This window comes from Streptomyces sp. NPDC050504, assembly GCF_044458065.1.
GTDB lineage: Bacteria > Actinomycetota > Actinomycetes > Streptomycetales > Streptomycetaceae > Streptomyces.
Map to the genome: position 1 here is coordinate 349,779 of NZ_JBITHO010000009.1, position 15,496 is coordinate 365,274.

Below are 15,496 nucleotides of genomic sequence, written 5' to 3' on the forward strand. Positions count from 1 at the left end.
ACCACCGGCCCGGCACGCCCCTCGCCCTCACCCCACCGCGTTCTCCGCCGAAACGCGCAGCGCGTCGACCGCCGCCCTGATCGAGGGGCGGCGGTCCGCGTCCGCCCGCCACACGGCGTAGATGTGGCGCCGCATCTTCTGCCGCACGGGCACCAGCCTCACCCCCGCCGGCACCGGACCGCGCCCCAGCCGGGGCGTGACGCACACCCCGTGCCCCGCCTCGACGAGCGCGATCTGAGTGTGGTGTTCACCCGCCATGTGGGCGATGCGGGGTTCGATCCCCTTCGAGCGCAGCGTGAACATCAGCCACTCGTAACAGAACTCGCCCTCGGGCCAGGACACCCACTCGTCGTCGGCGAAGTCCTCCAGGTCGACCTCGTCCTGCCGGGCGAGCGGATGGGAGACCGGCAGGCAGACGTCCGCCGCGTCGTCGAGCAGGGGCGCCTTGGCGAGCCCGCCCGGCACCGGCAGCCGCTTGTTGCTCCAGTCCAGCACGACGGCCAGGTCGAGGTCGCCCCTGAGGACCGCCCGTACGCCGTACTCCGGCTCCATCTCCACCGTCCGCACCCGCAGCTCCGGATGCGCGGACCGCAGCCCGGACACGGCCGAGGGCAGCAGCCCGCGCGCGGCGGTCGGGAAGGCGCCGATCCGCACCTCCCCCACCACGCTGCCCCGCTGCGCCTCGATGTCCGACTGGGCGCGCTCGACCTGCGAGAGGATGAGCGCCGCGTGGTCGGCGAGCAGCCGTCCCGCGTCGGTGAGCCTGACCCCGCGCCCGTTCTTGGCCAGCAGTTGCTGCCCGACCTCGCGCTCCAGCTTGGCCATCTGCTGCGAGACCGCCGACGTCGTCACGTGCAGCCCGTCGGCGGCTCCGCCGACCGAGCCGTGCCGGGCGAGGGCGTCGAGGGTCCGCAGGCGCTCCAGGTTCAACATGTAAGTGATGCTACGCAATCACGGCAACGATTTCTCGCTTGTGCTACGCAATAAGGGGAGCCAAGGTGGTCCCCATGAGCACCGCGACCCCGCCGAGAGCCCCCTCGGCAACAGCCCAGGACAAGCCCGCAGAGCCCACTGGATCCACCGGCCCCACCGCCCCTGCCGCCACCAATCCGGCCGCCACCCCCGCCCCGCCCGTGCAGCGCTCCGCCGTCGACTGGCGCCTCCGCTTCGCGATGCTCTCCCTCATCTGGGGCTTCAGCTTCCTCCTGATCAAGGTGGGCACACACGGTTTCGCCCCGTTCCAGGTCACCTTCGGCCGACTGTTCTTCGGTACGGCGGTCCTGGCCGTCGCCATGCTGGTCAAGCGCGACCGGCTGCCGCGCGGCGCCCGCACCTGGGCCCACCTGACCGTGGCCGCCTTCTTCCTGAACGCCCTGCCGTTCTCGCTCTTCGCCTACTCCGAGCTGACCATCCCCTCGACCCTGGCCGGGATCTGCAACGCCACGTCGCCGCTCTGGGGCATGCTCCTGTCGCTGGTCGCCCTCTCCGAGGACCGCCCGACCCGGCGCCGCGTCGCGGGCCTCGGCATCGGCTTCCTCGGCGTGCTCACCGTCCTGGGGGCCTGGCAGGGCTTCTCCGGGCTGGACTTCACCGGCACGGCCATGGCCCTGCTCGCCTCGCTCAGCTATCCGGTCGGCTGGATCTACATCCGCCGCACCCTGGCGGGCACCGGCAGCTCCAACCTGTCCCTGACCGGTGCCCAGCTCTTCGTCGCGACGCTGCAACTGGCCGTGGTCACCCCGCTCTTCACCACGCTCCCCACGTCCCTTCCGCTCGGCCCGCTGCTCGCCGTCGTGGCCCTTGGCGCACTGGGCACAGGAGTGGCGCTCCTCGTGCAGTACGGCCTGGTCGCCGAGGTCGGGCCGACGACCGCACAGATGGTCACGTACTTCATCCCGGTCATCGCGACCGCGGCCGGTGTCGCGCTGCTCGGCGAACAGCTCAGCTGGAACACCCCCGTCGGCGCGGCGATCGTGCTCGCGGGCGCGGCCCTCACCCAGACCAGGCCCCGCAGGGCCCGGCCGGTCCCCCGAGGGAACCGTCAGCCGTAGCTGACCGCCGACATCGGCCCCACGGCCGCCGCCACCGCGTCGGCCAGGGGGCCGACGTCCGCCATGGACAGCGGGGACACCGTGATGCGTACGCCCTGCTCCGAGGCCACCCTGAAGCGCGCCCCCGGTGCCACCGCCCATCCCGCGTGCATCAGCCGCGCGACCGCGCCCGTCTCGTCCGGAACCGGCACCCACACGTTCATCCCGCTCCGCCCGCGCGCACCGACGCCGCGCTCGGCGAGGGCCGCGACGAGGGCGTCGCGCCGCCCGGAGTACGCCCGCGCCACCGCGCGCTCGTCCAGCGCTCCCGATGTCCAGAGCTCCACCACGGTCCGCTGGAGCAGCCTGCTGACCCAGCCGGGCCCCAGCATCTGACGGCCGGTCACCCGGTCCATGGTCAACGCGTCCCCAGTCAGCGCGGCCACACGCAGGTCCGGCCCGTACGCCTTGGCCACGGACCGTACGAACGCCCAGCGTTCCGTCCCTCCGGCCAGCGGTTGGAGCGGCACGTCGAGCAGCCCGCTGCTGTGGTCGTCCTCGATGAGCAGCACCCCGGGGTGCCCGGACAGCACCGCCCGCAATTCACCCGCCCGTACGGGAGTCAGCGCCGCGCCCGTGGGGTTCTGCGCCCGGTCCGTGACCACCAGCGCACGTGCCCCGCCCCGCAGCGCCCGCCCGACCTCTCCGGGCAGCGGTCCCTCGTCGTCGATCGCGACGGGCACGACCCGCAGCCCCATGGCCGGCACGAGGTCGAGCATGCCGCCCCAGCCCGGGTCCTCGACGGCCACGGAGTCCCCCGGCTTCAGATGCGCGGCGAGCACCCGTTCGACGCCGTCCAGGGAACCCGACACCGCGGCGACAGGGCCCTGCGGCACGCCGTCGGCGTCGAGGGCGGCGCGCGCGAGCCGCGCGAACTCCGGGTCCACGGGCGCCTCCGCGTACAGCCCCGCCCGTCCCCCGTCGTGGCGCACGGCGGCGGCGAGCGCGTCGCCCAGCGGCGGCAGCAGCGCCGGATCCGGATTGCCCTTGCCGAGGTCCCGTACGCCGGGCGGGGCGTCCACCCGGAGGGAACCGCGTGCCGTACCGGCGGGCCGGTGGCGCACCCGGCTCCCCTTCCGTCCGGCGGTCTCGATCACTCCGCGGTCCCGCAGCAGGCGGTAGGCGGCCGCGACGGTGTTGGGGTTGACGCCCAGCACCACCGCCAGCTCCCGCATCGGGGGCAACGCCTGCCCCGGCGCGAGCTCGCCCGACCCCACACCTCGCTCCACGCTCTCGGCAATCTCCGATGCGCGACGCCCTACGATCCGATACTCTCCTAGCACAAAGACAAATATGCACTAGTGCAATGGAGAGCGCAATGTCGGAAGCCCCCACCCACCGCACGACCGCCAACGGCACTACCGCCTACCGCACGACCGACCGCACGGTCCCCACCCGCAACAAGGACCGTGCCGGTTACGACCGCGAGCTGGTGCACTCGATACTCGACGAGGCATACGTGTGCCACCTGGGGTTCGTGCGCGACGGTGCCCCCGTCGTCCTCCCCACGATCTTCGGACGGGTCGGCGAACGCCTCTACGTACACGGCTCGACGGGATCGCGGCCGCTGCGCATGACGGGCCAGTCGGACGGCGGCCTCGACGTCTGCCTGACCGTGACCCACGTCGACGCGCTCGTTCTGTCCCGCTCCGCCTTCAACCACTCCGTGAACTACCGCTCCGTCGTGGTCCACGGCACCGCCCACCAGGTCCTCGACCCCGACGAGAAGCGGACCGCGCTCGACGCGCTGGTCGACCAGGTCGTCGCCGGACGCTCGCGCGACTGCCGCCCGGCCGACGCCAAGGAGCTGGCCGCGACCGCCGTCATCAGCCTGGACCTCGACGAGGTCTCCGCCAAGGTGCGTACGGGCGGCGCCGGCGACGCCCCGGCGGACCTCTCGCTCCCCCACTGGTCGGGCGTGGTCCCGCTGACCACCCGGTACGGCACCCCGGCTCCCGCGGACGGCCTCGACCCGGCCGTTCCCGTACCGGCGTACCTCACGTCGTCCTGAGCCCCGCGCCGGGCGCGGGGAACACCGGGCGCGGAGAGCACCGGACGCGGAGAGCACCGGGCGGCGAACGGCGGGCACCGCGTCGTCCGCCGCCGCCACCCGGCGAGCCGTCGAAGGCCGTCGGTCAGACCGCCACGGCCGCCTTCCGCGCCTCGGCGGCGCCCCTGGCCTCCGCCGCTGCGAGCCCCGCCACCGCGGCGAGCAGCAGCAGCGTGCCCGCCACGATCCCGAAGGTCGGCTGCTCCCCCAGGACGGCGACCGCGATCACGGCCGCGCTCACCGGTTCGAGCAACATGATCACGGAGACGGTCGCCGACCGCACCACGGCGGCGCCCGCGAAGTAGAGCGCGTAGGCGAGCGCCGTGGGCACCGCCGCCACGTAGGCCAGCAGCACGACGACCCGGCCGAGCTGCTCCGTGTGCGGGAACAGCCCTTCGGCGACGGCCATCGGCAGCAGTCCGACCGCCCCGATCCCGAAGGCCCAGGCCGTCGTCACGAGCGAGTCGCCGCCGCCACTGTCCCGGCCCAGCCACCGAGTGAGCAGGGTGATCGCCGCGTATCCGGCGGCCGACAGCACGGCGAGGGCGATCCCGAGCGGCCGTACGGTGCCCGTGTCGTCGCCCGCGACGAGCACGACGAGCCCGGTCAGGGCGCCGAGCACGGCGACGAGGCCGCCGCGCCCGACGCGCTCGCCCATGGTGAACCGGGCGCCCAGCGCGATCAGTACGGGCCCCGCGCCGAGCGTGACCACGGTGCCGACCGCGAGCCCGGTCGACTCGACGGCCGCGAAGTACGCACTCTGGAAGACGGTGAGCCCGAGCCCCGTACCGAGGATGCGCAGCAGCCTACGGCGGCGCGGCTCGACGGCGGCCGCGGCCCCGACGGCGGCCCGCCCGTTCCCCGGCCGGGACCTCAGCGCGAGCGCGCCGAGCAGCAGGACGAGCCCGCCGGCGCAGCGCCAGAAGGACAGGGAGAGGGGACCGAGGTCGCTGGCCCGGAACACCAGGGACGCGGCAGCGCCCGCGGTGCCCCAGGCGATTCCGGCGAAGGCCAGGAAGACCAGACCACGCCCTACGGACAGGCCCGCGACGGCGGAAGAGACGGCGGAAGGGACAGCGGGTACGGGGGATACAGCGGATTTCGACACGTGGCTTCTCCGTGTGAAGACGGGACGGTGGGTCGCTCGGCTCCGCACGCGGGCAGCGACGAACCGCTCGGGGACACCCCGAGCCCGGTCTTCGTCAGCGGATGGCCGCCCGCGCTAGGCGGCGGGAGGCGGAAGTACGGTCGAATGCATGATCCGCACCCTATGACGGGACTTTCCCCGCCGACAACTGCTCGTCGACGGCGGTCGGCATCCCGGTGGCCACGGGGACCGACGGCGGTTCCTTGGGCGCCGAGGACTGCGCGATGAAGGCGCCGACGAGCACCACGGCCCCGCCGAGCAGCTGGGGCGCCGAGAGGTGTTCGCCGAGCAGCACCCAGGCGAGCACCGTCGCGATGACCGCCTCCAGACAGGCGACCACACCGGCGACCTGCGGGGAGAGCCTGCGGACCGAGACGACTCCGGTGGCGTACGCGAGGACCGTGGCGATCAGCACGATCCAGCCGAGCAGCACCGCGGCGGGCACCTGTGCGCCGTTCATGTCCGCGCTGCCCGCCAGGATCGACCAGTCCATCCCCCAGGGGCGGGCGACGACGGTCAGCAGGACCGAGCCGATGAGCAGCCCGTAGGCGATGACGCCCAGCGGGTCCGCCGCGTCCTCCTGGTCGCTGCCCTGGTCGGACAGGACGAAGTAGCCGACCTGGCAGCAGGCCGCGGCGAGCGCGAGCAGCAGTCCCACGGCGTCGAAGCCGAGGCCCGCCCAGATCTCGACGACACAGGCCAGTCCGCCGACGGCGAGCACCACGCCGATCGCGGCAGCGCGCGTGACGGGCCGCCGCTGCACGAACCGCACCCAGCCCAGCACCAGCGCCGGGGCGAGGTACTCGACGAGCAGGGCGACGCCCACGGGAATGCGGGAGATGGCGGCGAAGTAGCAGGCCTGGACGCCCGCGACGGCGAGCAGTCCGAACCCCGCGAGCAGCGCGGGTTTGCGGAACAGGAGGTCGCGGTGGCGCCAGGCCACGGGCAGCATGACGAGGGCGGCGCCGGTCACCCGTAGCCACACCACGTGGAGCGGGTCGAGCCCCGCCTCGATCAGCGGCTTGGCCGCGACACCTGATCCACCGAATGCGAACGCCGAGGCCAGGGCTAGTCCCAGGCCGACGCTCCTCCCCTGAGACGCGTGCATCGGCACATCATGACAGCTGAGGTCAGCACCGTCATCCCTGTGACACCTGTCGAGACGGACCGGTGATCAGGCGCGGTCCTCCGGGGTGGTGCGCCGCCCCGGCCGGGCGGTGTCCCGGGCGCTACCGGGCAGCGCCCCCGGCCGTCTCCGCGTCCGGTCGGCCGATCCGTCGCGCCAGTTCGTCCGGGCTCACCCCTGCCCGCACCAGCACCTCGACGGCCCGGCACTCCCGGTCGGCCGCGAGCGCGGCGAGCAGGTCGAGCCCGCTCGCGCGTGCCTCGCCGCGCGCGGCGGCGCGCTCCAGCGCCGCGTCCATCGCCAGTGCGGCCTGCGGCGACCAGCCGGGCGCGGCCACGTCGGTCACGACGGGTACGGCGCCGGAGTCCTCCACCGCGCCCTGCCAGCGCAGCCCGTAGCCGATGCTGCGCTGCACGAGGTAGCCGAGCACCCTGGCGAGCTGCGGTCCGCCGTCGAACGCCTCCCGCACGGCGCTGTCGGCCTCAAGCAGGGAGTGCAGCAGGTGCGCCGTGTCGATCTGCCGGTCGCCGTCGCGCAGGGCCCGGCGTCGCGCGCCCGTCACGACCGGGGCCAGTTCGACGGTGAGTCTGGCGTCGGTCTCGGGACGGGTGGGTGCGGGCTGGTGGGGTATCCGCGGCGTACGGCTTTGCACCCTCTTACCCCATCAGTCCCCCGACCAGCGGTCATCCGCGCGGCGACCTATTTACGCATCCCACCGAAGTTGGGCATACGGGAGCAGGTTCTCCTCCTTACGGATGAGATCGATGAAGTCACCCCTGAGGGGCGCGCGTCGATTTGATTCACGCCCCAATGGCAACCACATCACATCTCCCTCACGTCCCTTCAGGCATGCTCTGGATGGTCGCCCTGCTCGCACTGGACGGGCGGCAGTATGTGTACCGGGTCTACGCACCGCCCGACGCGTTGCTCGCGGACCTCTTCTGGGCCGCCTTCCACTGCCACGACGAGGGGCCGCACCCGAGGGCGTCGGACCTGTTCGACTCCGCGCAGATCTGGCGCGTGCAGCAGACCCAAGAGATCTGACGGTTCATCAGTATTGAATGTTCCGATCGCTACGGCTACGTTCCGCGACACCACATCCCGTTGTGCCGACGAGAAGGGGCGATCGCATGGCCGAGGTCAGCGCGGAGGCACGCATCGATGCACCGGCCGAGAAGGTGTGGCGGCAGTTGACGGACTTCGGCTCGTACGGCGAGTGGAACGCGACCCACACCGGCTTTCCCCGCGGCGGCCCCGCGCGCCTGGAGGTCGGCGCCACCTACGACGAGAACATGAAGCTCATGGGCTTCCCCGCCGAGGTGGCCTGGACGGTGGAGGAGCTGGAGAGCGCCCGGCTGCTGGCCACCAAGGGCACAGGGCCCATGGGCGTCGTGCTCGGCATGCGCTACTCGCTGACGCCCGACGGGGACGCCACCACGGTCCGCATCGAAGGGGAGTTCACCGGCGCGGCGGTCTCCCTGATGGCGGGCAAGCTCAAGGACTCGGCGACGGCCGCGCTCAACGAGTCGCTGCGGAAACTGGCGGCGCTGACCGTCTGACACCTCTCCCACGACACGGGTAAGCCCCGCGACCCATGGGTCGCGGGGCTTACCCGTACACCGATCCGTCGGCGCTCAGCCCTCGTCGGCGAGGATCAGGTAGAGCTTCTTGCGCGAATCGTTGACGACTTCCAGCGCCTTCTGGCGCTGTTCGGCGGTGCCCGTCTTCCAGACCTGGCCGAAGGCTTCCATCAGACCGAAGCCGGCCTGCCGGATCTCGTTCATGCTCTCCCAGTCGACCCCGCGACCCGCCTCGTCCCAAGGGGCGTCGGGCCCCTCTTCCGCGGCCGCGGTCCCGGCATCGGTGAGCGTGAACAGCTTCTTGCCGCCCTCGCTCTCACTGGCGATGAGCCCTTCGTCCTCCATCATCTGGAGCGTCGGGTACACCGAGCCGGGGCTGGGGCGCCAGGCCCCGCCGCTGCGCTCGCCGATCTCCTGGATCATCTCGTACCCGTGCATGGGCCTGTCCTTCAGCAGCGCCAGGATCGACGCGCGCACGTCACCGCGCCGCGCCCTGCCCCGACCGCCTCCGCGGCCGCGCCCGCCGAAGGGACCCCCGCCGAAGCCCGGCCCGAACGGCCCGAAAGCCGCGCGCCGCCCCTCGAAGTCGCCCCGACCGCGATGACCGGGCCCGTAGTGCCCGTGTCCATGCTCGTGCTCGTGTTTTGCACCGAATCCATGTGAACGCATCGCTACGCTCCTTCCATCGTTGATCTGTCGCGATGCGTCAACGATATATCGGAATACGTCGCTCGACAACCCTCTCCCGTACTCGGCGGTGAAATCGGCCCGCCCTCTTCCGGTCCAGTGACCTCTGATTGGCCTTGGCCTGTGCCTTCTCCCGGCTCGTACCGTCGCCCGTATGCGGATCCGAATCGTCGACGCCTTCACCGACCGCCCCTTCTCCGGCAATCCGGCAGGGGTCCTGCTCCTCGACGCCTTCCCGGCCGACCACTGGCTCCAGAAGGTCGCCGCCGAGGTCAACCTCTCCGAGACCGCCTTCGCCCACCCACTGCCGCCGGGCGCGGCGCCCGGCGGCGACGGCGTCCCCGACGGCGGCGAGGACTGGGCCCTGCGCTGGTTCACCCCGACCACCGAGGTCGACATGTGCGGGCACGCCACGCTCGCCACCGCCCACGTCCTGCACACCACGGGGCGCGCCACCGGCACCGTCCGCTTCCACGCGCGCTGCGGCGTCCTCACCGCGACCGCCCGGCAGGACGGCACGGTCACCCTCGACTTCCCGACGTCCCCGCTCACCCCGATCGAGGTCCCCGACGGCGTCGCCGACGCCCTCGGCGCGACCCCGGTCTCCGTGCACGACACCGCCGACCACATCGGCGACCTCCTCGTCGAGCTGGCCGACGAGCGGACCGTGCGCGGCCTCGCCCCCGACCTGGCGGCGCTGAAGCACCGCAGCAAGCGCGGCATCATCGTCACGGCCGCCGCCGAAGACCCCTCCCGGGGCTACGACTTCGTCTCGCGCGGCTTCTTCCCCAACGTGGGCATCGACGAGGACCCCGTGACGGGCAGCGCCCACACCGCGCTCGCGCCCTTCTGGTCGGCCCGCACCGGCCGCACCGAGCTGACCGGCCTCCAGGGCGGCGCCCGCACCGGAATCGTCCGCACGTCCCTGCGCGGTGACCGCACCCTGCTGAACGGCCACGCGGTGACGGTCATCGAGGGCGACCTGCGCGCCTGACCGTACGGAAGAACGAACAGGCACGCACAGACACGCACAGGAGCACCGAAGGGCACGGAGCACCGAAGCACGCGGAGCGCCGAAGGACGCGGCAGAACGCCGAAGGGGCGTACGGAAATCCCGTACGCCCCTTCGGCCCGACCGGCCCCCGCCTCACGCGGTGGGCAGCCACCCCACCTTCCCCGCGAGCAGCCCGTACCCCACGAACGCCACGATGTCGAGCAGCGCGTGCGCCACCACCAGCGGCCCCACCCGCCCCCACCGCTGGTACGCGAGGCCGAAGACCACACCCATCACCATGTTCCCGACGAACCCGCCGATGCCCTGGTAGAGGTGGTACGAACCGCGCAGCACCGAGCTCGCCACGAGCGCCGCCAACGGGGTCCAGCCCAACTGCCCCAGCCTGCGCAGCAGGTACCCGACGACGATCACCTCCTCCAGTACGGAATTCTGGATCGCCGACAGGATCAGCACCGGGTACTTCCACCACACGTCAGGCAGCGACTCGGGCACCACCGTCAGGTTGAACCCGCTCGTCCGTGCCGCCAGGTAGAACGCCAGCCCCGCGCTGCCGATGCCCGCCGCGAGCAGCGTGCCGCGCGCCAGGTCGAAGCCCGGTCTCGACCGGTCGAACCCGATGCTCCGCAGCCCCGCGCCCTCCCGCAGCAGCAGATGCGCGACCAGCGCCACGGGCACCAGGGCCGTGGAGATCCCGAAGAGCTGCCAGGCAAGATCGAGCCACGGCCGTCCGGGCGCCGCCGAGCTGTTGAGCGTGGCCGCCTGGTCCTTCAGTCCGCCGGGCTTCGTCAGCGACCCGATAAAACTGATCAGCGACGACACCCCGCTGGCCCCCAGCGAGAGCGCCAGCACGAGGAGCACCTCGGACCGGAAAATCCTTCGTGAGACTCCCTCACGAGGAAAAGAATCGGCCACCCGACCCGACTCCGACTGCACACCTGCCTCCAGTTGAGTAATCCCGTCCCAAGCCTCTCGCAGCACCGCTAGGGTCTCGAATGCAGGTACGAAGATCGCGCGCGACAGGCCGGGGGACGAACGCCATTCCGATGGCGCGGTCCCCCTTTCCGTGTTCATCGATCACTCTCAGGGGGCCCCACCGCCATGGGACGTCACAGCTTGCCCGACGCGCACGCACAGGACGATCACCGGGCCCGCCCTAAGGCCGGCCGCCGCACCCTGGCCATCTCCACCGCGCTCGTACTGAGTGTGGCGGCGGGCACGGCCTACGCCGCCCACAACGGCCTGTTCTTCTTCGGCGGTTCCTGCGACGAATCCGTCCGCCTCTCCGTCGTGGCCTCGCCGGACGTCGCCCCCGCGCTCACGGCCATCGCCGACCGCGCCCGCGACGACCGCGTCACCACCGACGGGCGCTGCCTCGAAGTGAAGGTCTCCGCCCGCGAGTCGTACGAGGTCGCCGACGCCCTCGCCGACGAACCGGAAAGCCCGTCGGACGCCCCGGACTTCCAGGTCTGGGTCCCCGACTCCCGGGCTTGGGTCGAGCGCGCCAAGGGCGTCGGCGACGGCGTCCCCGTCGCCACGGGCGACTCCATAGCCACCTCGCCCGTCACGCTCGCCGCCCTCCGCCCGGCCGCGACCGACCTCGGCTGGCCCTCGAAGACGTACACCTGGAACGGGCTGACCAAAGCGGTCACCCGTACCGAACAATTACGCCTGGGCACCGCGGACCCGACGCGCAGCGCCACCGGGCTCCTCGCGCTCGACGGCATCGCCGCGTCCTCCCGCGAGCAGGGCGCCGACGGCGACACCACGGCCGCCGCCACCGCCAAGCTCCTGTCGCAGCGGATGTCGGGCGGCGACGCCGAGGTGCTGGAGACCCTGACGAGCGGCGACTCTGGCGCGGACAAGAGCAATCCCCGGCGCAACCAGACCGTTTTCCTCTCCGAACAGGCCGCTTTCCGACACAACGCGACCGCAGACCGCGACCACCGGATCGACCTCTTCTACCCCAAGGACGGAGCGGCGCTGCTCGACTACCCGTACGCCTTCGTCAACGAGGCCGAACTCTCCGTCGACCAGGGCCGCGCGGCCCAGCGCTTCCTGGCGCTGCTCGAAGAGGGCCCGTCCCGGGCCGTCCTGACCAGGGCGGGGTTCCGCGTCCCGGACCGGCCGGTGGCGCGGGCGCTGGTGCGGGCAGCCGGCGGCGCGGCTCCCCAGCCGTACGGGGCGGCCCCCACCGAGCCGCCCGCGCCCGAGGCGGTCCAGCAGACCCTCGGCATGTGGACGATCACCGTCCAGAGCGCCCGGCTGACGACCGTCGTCGACACGTCGGGCTCGATGGCCGAGCCCGTGCCGGGCCGCGGTCAGTCCCGGATGGAAGTCACCAAGGGCGCGCTGATCCAGGCCATCGACGAGTTCACGCCGGAGGACGAGATCGGGCTCTGGGAGTTCGCCACCGCGCTGGACGGCGTCCGCGACTACCGCAGGTTGGTGCCGACCCGGCGGCTCGGCGAACCGGTCGAGGGCGGCGGCACCCACCGCTCCCGGCTCACCAAGGCGTTCTCCGAGCTGGCCCCCGTGCCGGAGGGGGCGACGGGGCTGTACGACACGACGCTCGCCGCGTACCAGGAGGCCCAGGCGAGTTACGTGCGCGGCAAGTTCAACGCCCTGGTGGTCCTCACCGACGGCGCGAACCAGGACCAGTACAGCATCTCCCGCTCCTCGCTCGTCTCCCGGCTGCGGGCGATCAGGGACCTGAAGCGCCCGGTGCCGCTGATCGTCATCGCCATCGGCCCGAACACCGACCAGGCGGAGATCGAGCAGATCGCCGAGGCCGCGGGCGGCTCGGGACACCAGGTGGACGACCCCACCGAGATCCAGCCGGTGATCCTCAAGGCGATCATCGCCGCGGGCCGCGCCGACCAGCCCTGACCGGCCCTGACCAGCCCTGACCGGCGCGCCCCGGCCCCGGCGGCCGTGCCTCAGTGCCGGGCCGGGAACCCGGCGGGCCACAGGTGCACCGGCTCGCCCTGGTGCATCAACTCGCTGTAGCGGCGGGTCATCGCGGCCAGCGCGGCCTCCCGCCCCAGCCCCGCTTCGAGTGCGCGGTGGTACGTGTCGACCTGCCAGGACGCCCCGTTGACCCGGCGCCGGCAGCGCTCCTCGATGATCCCCAGGTAGTGGTCGCGGTCCGCGGGCTCGACGTTCCACGCGTCGAGCCCGGCCGCGGCGAGCGGCAGCAGTTCGTCCCGTACGAGCTTGACGACCGGCACCCGCGTGATGCCGCCGCCGCGCACCGGGCGGGGCCAGTGCAGCTCCGCGTCGATGCCGTGGCGGCAGGCCGTGTCGAAGTTCTCGGCCGCCGCGGCGAAGGGCAGGCGCCGCCAGACCGGCCTGGCGTCCTCGGCGAGCGCGCGCACGAGGCCGTAGTAGAACGCGCTGTTGGCGATGACGTCGGTCACCGTGGGCCCCGCGGGCAGTACGCGGTTCTCCACGCGCAGATGGGGTACGCCGTCGGCCAGCCCGTACACCGGGCGGTTCCAGCGGTAGACCGTGCCGTTGTGCAGGGTGAGCTCCGCGAGCCGGGGAACGCCCCCGTCGTCGAGCACGCGCAGCGGCTCCTCGTCGTCGCAGACCGGCAGCAGCGGCGGGAAGAACCGCAGGTTCTCCTCGAAGAGTTCGTACGCGGAGTCGACCCACCGCTCCCCGAACCAGGTGCGCGGCCGCACCCCCTGTGCCTGGAGCTCCGGCGGCCGTACGTCGGTGGCCTGCTGGAACAGCGGGGGCCGCGATTCGCGCCACAGCTCCCGGCCGAACACGAAGGGCGCGTTGGCGCCTATCGCGACCTGCACCGCCGCGACGGCCTGCGCCGCGTTCCACACGTCCGCGAACCGGGCGGGCGTGACCTGGAGGTGCAGCTGCACGGAGGTGCAGGCCGCTTCGGGAGCTATCGAGGCCGAGGTGCAGCTCAGCCGCTCCACCCCCTCGATGTCCAGTACGAAGTCCTCGCCCCTGGCCGCCACCATCTGGTCGTTCAGCAGCATGTAGCGGTCGACGTCGGAGAGGTTCGCGGAGACCAGCTCCTCCTTGGTGATCGTCGGAAGAATTCCGATCATCACGATCCCGGCGTCGACCTCGTGCGCTTTTCGATGGGCGTAGCCCAGGCCCGTACGGAGCTCCTCGGCGAGCTGATCGAAAACCCGGCCGCTCAACCGGTGCGGGGCTATGTTCACTTCAAGGTTGAACATGGCGAGCTCGGTCTGGAAATCCTTGCTCGCGATGCGCTGGAGAACCTCGGCATTAATCATCCTCGGCATGCCGTCCGCACCGGCAAGATTCAATTCTATCTCCAGCCCCATGAGATTCCTGGGACGATCGAACCTCTTCTCCGACAAAAGCCGCTCAAGTGCCTCAAGACACTCGTGCGACTTCCTTCGGTACCTCTGCCGATCGGCCAGGTCGAACCCGGCTGCCACGATCTTCTCCCCCATCGAAGCTTCCTTCCCCGAGTGGGCAGCCCGCAGCACCGGCCGCTCGTGTCATGGTCGATAATGCCCAGGCGAAGTGATCGATAACGCCCCGCGGACAGCGTGTGGCCGGTAGTCTTGGGCCGATCGGCAGGACGGTCTCCCCCCATACGGCACAGAGTGCGGTGTCAGGCGGCTCGGGGTGCGGTTCCGAGTGACCTGCATGTGGTGAAAAACGCCGACTGGATCCGGCCTACCGCAATCCTCGGAAAACCGCAGGCAGCGGAGAGATCCCCACAGGAAATCAACAGAATCTCCGCAAAAGAAAGACCTGATACCGCCTTGCCCGCAATACGCGGGACGACTAGCTGAAACACCACGTGAACACGTGTCGTATAAACTCCGCGAACGAGGCAGAGAGTTGGCGAACCGGCCACGTCCCCCGGCCCCGAATACGCCACCCAAGTTCCACCCACACCTGCCCGCGCTCCGCCCCAGGCACCCCCCTGTCTCGAAGTGAGAGGCGACCCATCATGCCGCTGCATGTCCCCCCGGCCCCCGCGCCCGCCCACCGCAGCGTCCTCACGGCACTCGGTTCCCCCACCGCAGTCCGCGAGGCGCGCACGCCCGCGCTCCAGTCCGCCCAGGGACCACTCAGCCCCGAACTCCCGCTGCCCGTACACGTGCTGGACCACATCTCTCCCGACGACCCGGCCCCGTGCACCCGGCTCACCGGCTGGCGCTTCCTGATCCGCACCGGCGAACGCGCCGTGGCCGCCGCCGAGACCGTGCTCACCCCCGACGGATGGGCGTTCTCGCACTTCTTCGAAGGCCCGTACGTCCCGTCGACCGAACGGGCGCTCCGGCACGCGGAAACGATGCGCACCTCCTACCAGCCGCGGCTGCTCTCCGTACCCGAGCTCTACATGCTCACCCTCTGGCTGCACGGCGACACCGACGCCGACGTCACCGGCGGCACCCTCGGGCCCACCGACCTCCTGGTGCCCCTCGCGCCCGCCCCTCCCGGCATCACCGCGCACCGCCCGCACCGGGCGGCCGACCTGCTGCCCGTGCTGACGCTGCGCCTCACCCCCGCGTCGCTGCTCGGCACTCCGGCCTGACCGTCCGGGCGCAACGCCCGCGCGTCCGCCCCTTCTTGCGCCCCTCCTGTGCCCCGCCGCAGCCGACAGCGGCGGGGCACAGCGCTCTCCTGACCCTTGGACCCCATCCGGACTAGCCCAGTCCGACCACCCCGAACCACCCGAAGGGACAGTGCAGTTGAACTGAACCGTCCGGGCGGGTGACGCGTCATGAGAGGAGAAGGCAGAGCTGCTGCGAAATCCCTGCGGATTGACGCCCGTAGGGCAACACTGGTACCGA

General features: G+C 71.9%; 15 protein-coding genes. 7 read left to right on the forward strand and 8 right to left on the reverse strand.

The window, feature by feature from the left end:
- Positions 1–27 precede the first annotated feature (27 nt).
- Positions 28–933, reverse strand: coding sequence for a LysR substrate-binding domain-containing protein (locus ACIBNE_RS31850; RefSeq protein WP_399277722.1), 906 nt, complete (start codon positions 931–933; stop codon positions 28–30).
- Between the two features lie 74 nt (positions 934–1,007).
- Between ACIBNE_RS31850 and ACIBNE_RS31855 the strand changes: the two genes are divergently transcribed.
- Entirely contained in the window at positions 1,008–2,051 is a 1,044-nt protein-coding gene (locus ACIBNE_RS31855) for a DMT family transporter (RefSeq protein WP_399277724.1), read from the forward strand.
- On the opposite strand, the gene ACIBNE_RS31860 is transcribed toward ACIBNE_RS31855, so the two are convergent.
- Positions 2,042–3,373 (reverse strand): aminotransferase class I/II-fold pyridoxal phosphate-dependent enzyme, encoded by a 1,332-nt coding sequence (locus tag ACIBNE_RS31860; protein ID WP_399277726.1) that lies wholly within the window; start codon positions 3,371–3,373, stop codon positions 2,042–2,044. The genes ACIBNE_RS31855 and ACIBNE_RS31860 overlap by 10 nt on opposite strands.
- A gap of 35 nt (positions 3,374–3,408) precedes the next feature.
- Between ACIBNE_RS31860 and ACIBNE_RS31865 the strand changes: the two genes are divergently transcribed.
- Positions 3,409–4,101 carry a pyridoxamine 5'-phosphate oxidase family protein gene (locus ACIBNE_RS31865; RefSeq protein ID WP_399277728.1) on the forward strand — a complete coding sequence of 231 codons (693 nt, stop codon included), beginning with the start codon at positions 3,409–3,411 and terminating at the stop codon, positions 4,099–4,101.
- A 124-nt stretch (positions 4,102–4,225) separates the two neighbouring features.
- Here ACIBNE_RS31865 and ACIBNE_RS31870 read toward each other — a convergent pair whose 3' ends face one another.
- From ACIBNE_RS31870 to ACIBNE_RS31880, 3 genes are all read right to left on the reverse strand, one after another.
- Positions 4,226–5,248, reverse strand: coding sequence for a DMT family transporter (locus ACIBNE_RS31870; protein WP_399277730.1), 1,023 nt, complete (start codon positions 5,246–5,248; stop codon positions 4,226–4,228).
- A 160-nt stretch (positions 5,249–5,408) separates the two neighbouring features.
- The gene (locus ACIBNE_RS31875) at positions 5,409–6,395 is read right to left on the reverse strand and encodes an EamA family transporter (RefSeq protein WP_399277732.1); all 987 of its coding nucleotides are present in this window, start codon (positions 6,393–6,395) and stop codon (positions 5,409–5,411) included.
- Between the two features lie 121 nt (positions 6,396–6,516).
- Complete coding sequence (locus ACIBNE_RS31880) at positions 6,517–7,065, reverse strand: Clp protease N-terminal domain-containing protein (protein WP_399277734.1); 549 nt, start codon at positions 7,063–7,065, stop codon at positions 6,517–6,519.
- Between the two features lie 197 nt (positions 7,066–7,262).
- Here ACIBNE_RS31880 and ACIBNE_RS31885 point away from each other — a divergent pair, with 197 nt between their 5' ends.
- Together ACIBNE_RS31885 and ACIBNE_RS31890 are read left to right on the forward strand one after the other, a co-directional pair.
- Positions 7,263–7,457, forward strand: a complete 195-nt coding sequence (locus ACIBNE_RS31885; protein ID WP_399277736.1) for a hypothetical protein — start codon at positions 7,263–7,265, stop codon at positions 7,455–7,457.
- 86 nt (positions 7,458–7,543) lie between these two features.
- On the forward strand, positions 7,544–7,972 hold the full coding sequence (locus ACIBNE_RS31890; protein ID WP_399277738.1) for an SRPBCC family protein: 429 nt from the start codon (positions 7,544–7,546) through the stop codon (positions 7,970–7,972).
- 75 nt (positions 7,973–8,047) lie between these two features.
- Here ACIBNE_RS31890 and ACIBNE_RS31895 read toward each other — a convergent pair whose 3' ends face one another.
- Positions 8,048–8,662, reverse strand: coding sequence for a PadR family transcriptional regulator (locus ACIBNE_RS31895; protein ID WP_399277739.1), 615 nt, complete (start codon positions 8,660–8,662; stop codon positions 8,048–8,050).
- Between the two features lie 172 nt (positions 8,663–8,834).
- On the opposite strand from ACIBNE_RS31895, the gene ACIBNE_RS31900 reads away from it, so the two are divergent.
- Entirely contained in the window at positions 8,835–9,674 is an 840-nt protein-coding gene (locus ACIBNE_RS31900; protein ID WP_399277741.1) for a PhzF family phenazine biosynthesis protein, read from the forward strand.
- 153 nt (positions 9,675–9,827) lie between these two features.
- Here the strand turns inward: ACIBNE_RS31900 and ACIBNE_RS31905 are convergent, their stop codons facing one another.
- Positions 9,828–10,607, reverse strand: a complete 780-nt coding sequence (locus ACIBNE_RS31905) for a CPBP family intramembrane glutamic endopeptidase (protein WP_399277743.1) — start codon at positions 10,605–10,607, stop codon at positions 9,828–9,830.
- 186 nt (positions 10,608–10,793) lie between these two features.
- Between ACIBNE_RS31905 and ACIBNE_RS31910 the strand changes: the two genes are divergently transcribed.
- Positions 10,794–12,581 (forward strand): substrate-binding domain-containing protein, encoded by a 1,788-nt coding sequence (locus ACIBNE_RS31910; RefSeq protein ID WP_399277745.1) that lies wholly within the window; start codon positions 10,794–10,796, stop codon positions 12,579–12,581.
- Between the two features lie 50 nt (positions 12,582–12,631).
- On the opposite strand, the gene ACIBNE_RS31915 is transcribed toward ACIBNE_RS31910, so the two are convergent.
- The gene (locus tag ACIBNE_RS31915) at positions 12,632–14,140 is read right to left on the reverse strand and encodes a glutamate--cysteine ligase (protein WP_399277747.1); all 1,509 of its coding nucleotides are present in this window, start codon (positions 14,138–14,140) and stop codon (positions 12,632–12,634) included.
- A 509-nt stretch (positions 14,141–14,649) separates the two neighbouring features.
- Between ACIBNE_RS31915 and ACIBNE_RS31920 the strand changes: the two genes are divergently transcribed.
- The gene (locus tag ACIBNE_RS31920; protein ID WP_399277748.1) at positions 14,650–15,237 is read left to right on the forward strand and encodes a hypothetical protein; all 588 of its coding nucleotides are present in this window, start codon (positions 14,650–14,652) and stop codon (positions 15,235–15,237) included.
- Positions 15,238–15,496 lie beyond the last annotated feature (259 nt).

Coding starts and splice junctions, on each gene's coding strand:
- ACIBNE_RS31850 (WP_399277722.1), bottom strand. CDS start 933: ATGTTGAACCTGGAGCGCCTGCGGACCCTCGACGCCCTCGCCCGGCAC.
- ACIBNE_RS31855 (WP_399277724.1), top strand. CDS start 1,008: ATGAGCACCGCGACCCCGCCGAGAGCCCCCTCGGCAACAGCCCAGGAC.
- ACIBNE_RS31865 (WP_399277728.1), top strand. CDS start 3,409: ATGTCGGAAGCCCCCACCCACCGCACGACCGCCAACGGCACTACCGCC.
- ACIBNE_RS31875 (WP_399277732.1), bottom strand. CDS start 6,395: ATGCACGCGTCTCAGGGGAGGAGCGTCGGCCTGGGACTAGCCCTGGCC.
- ACIBNE_RS31885 (WP_399277736.1), top strand. CDS start 7,263: ATGCTCTGGATGGTCGCCCTGCTCGCACTGGACGGGCGGCAGTATGTG.
- ACIBNE_RS31890 (WP_399277738.1), top strand. CDS start 7,544: ATGGCCGAGGTCAGCGCGGAGGCACGCATCGATGCACCGGCCGAGAAG.
- ACIBNE_RS31895 (WP_399277739.1), bottom strand. CDS start 8,662: ATGCGTTCACATGGATTCGGTGCAAAACACGAGCACGAGCATGGACAC.
- ACIBNE_RS31900 (WP_399277741.1), top strand. CDS start 8,835: ATGCGGATCCGAATCGTCGACGCCTTCACCGACCGCCCCTTCTCCGGC.
- ACIBNE_RS31910 (WP_399277745.1), top strand. CDS start 10,794: ATGGGACGTCACAGCTTGCCCGACGCGCACGCACAGGACGATCACCGG.
- ACIBNE_RS31915 (WP_399277747.1), bottom strand. CDS start 14,140: ATGGGGGAGAAGATCGTGGCAGCCGGGTTCGACCTGGCCGATCGGCAG.
- ACIBNE_RS31920 (WP_399277748.1), top strand. CDS start 14,650: ATGCCGCTGCATGTCCCCCCGGCCCCCGCGCCCGCCCACCGCAGCGTC.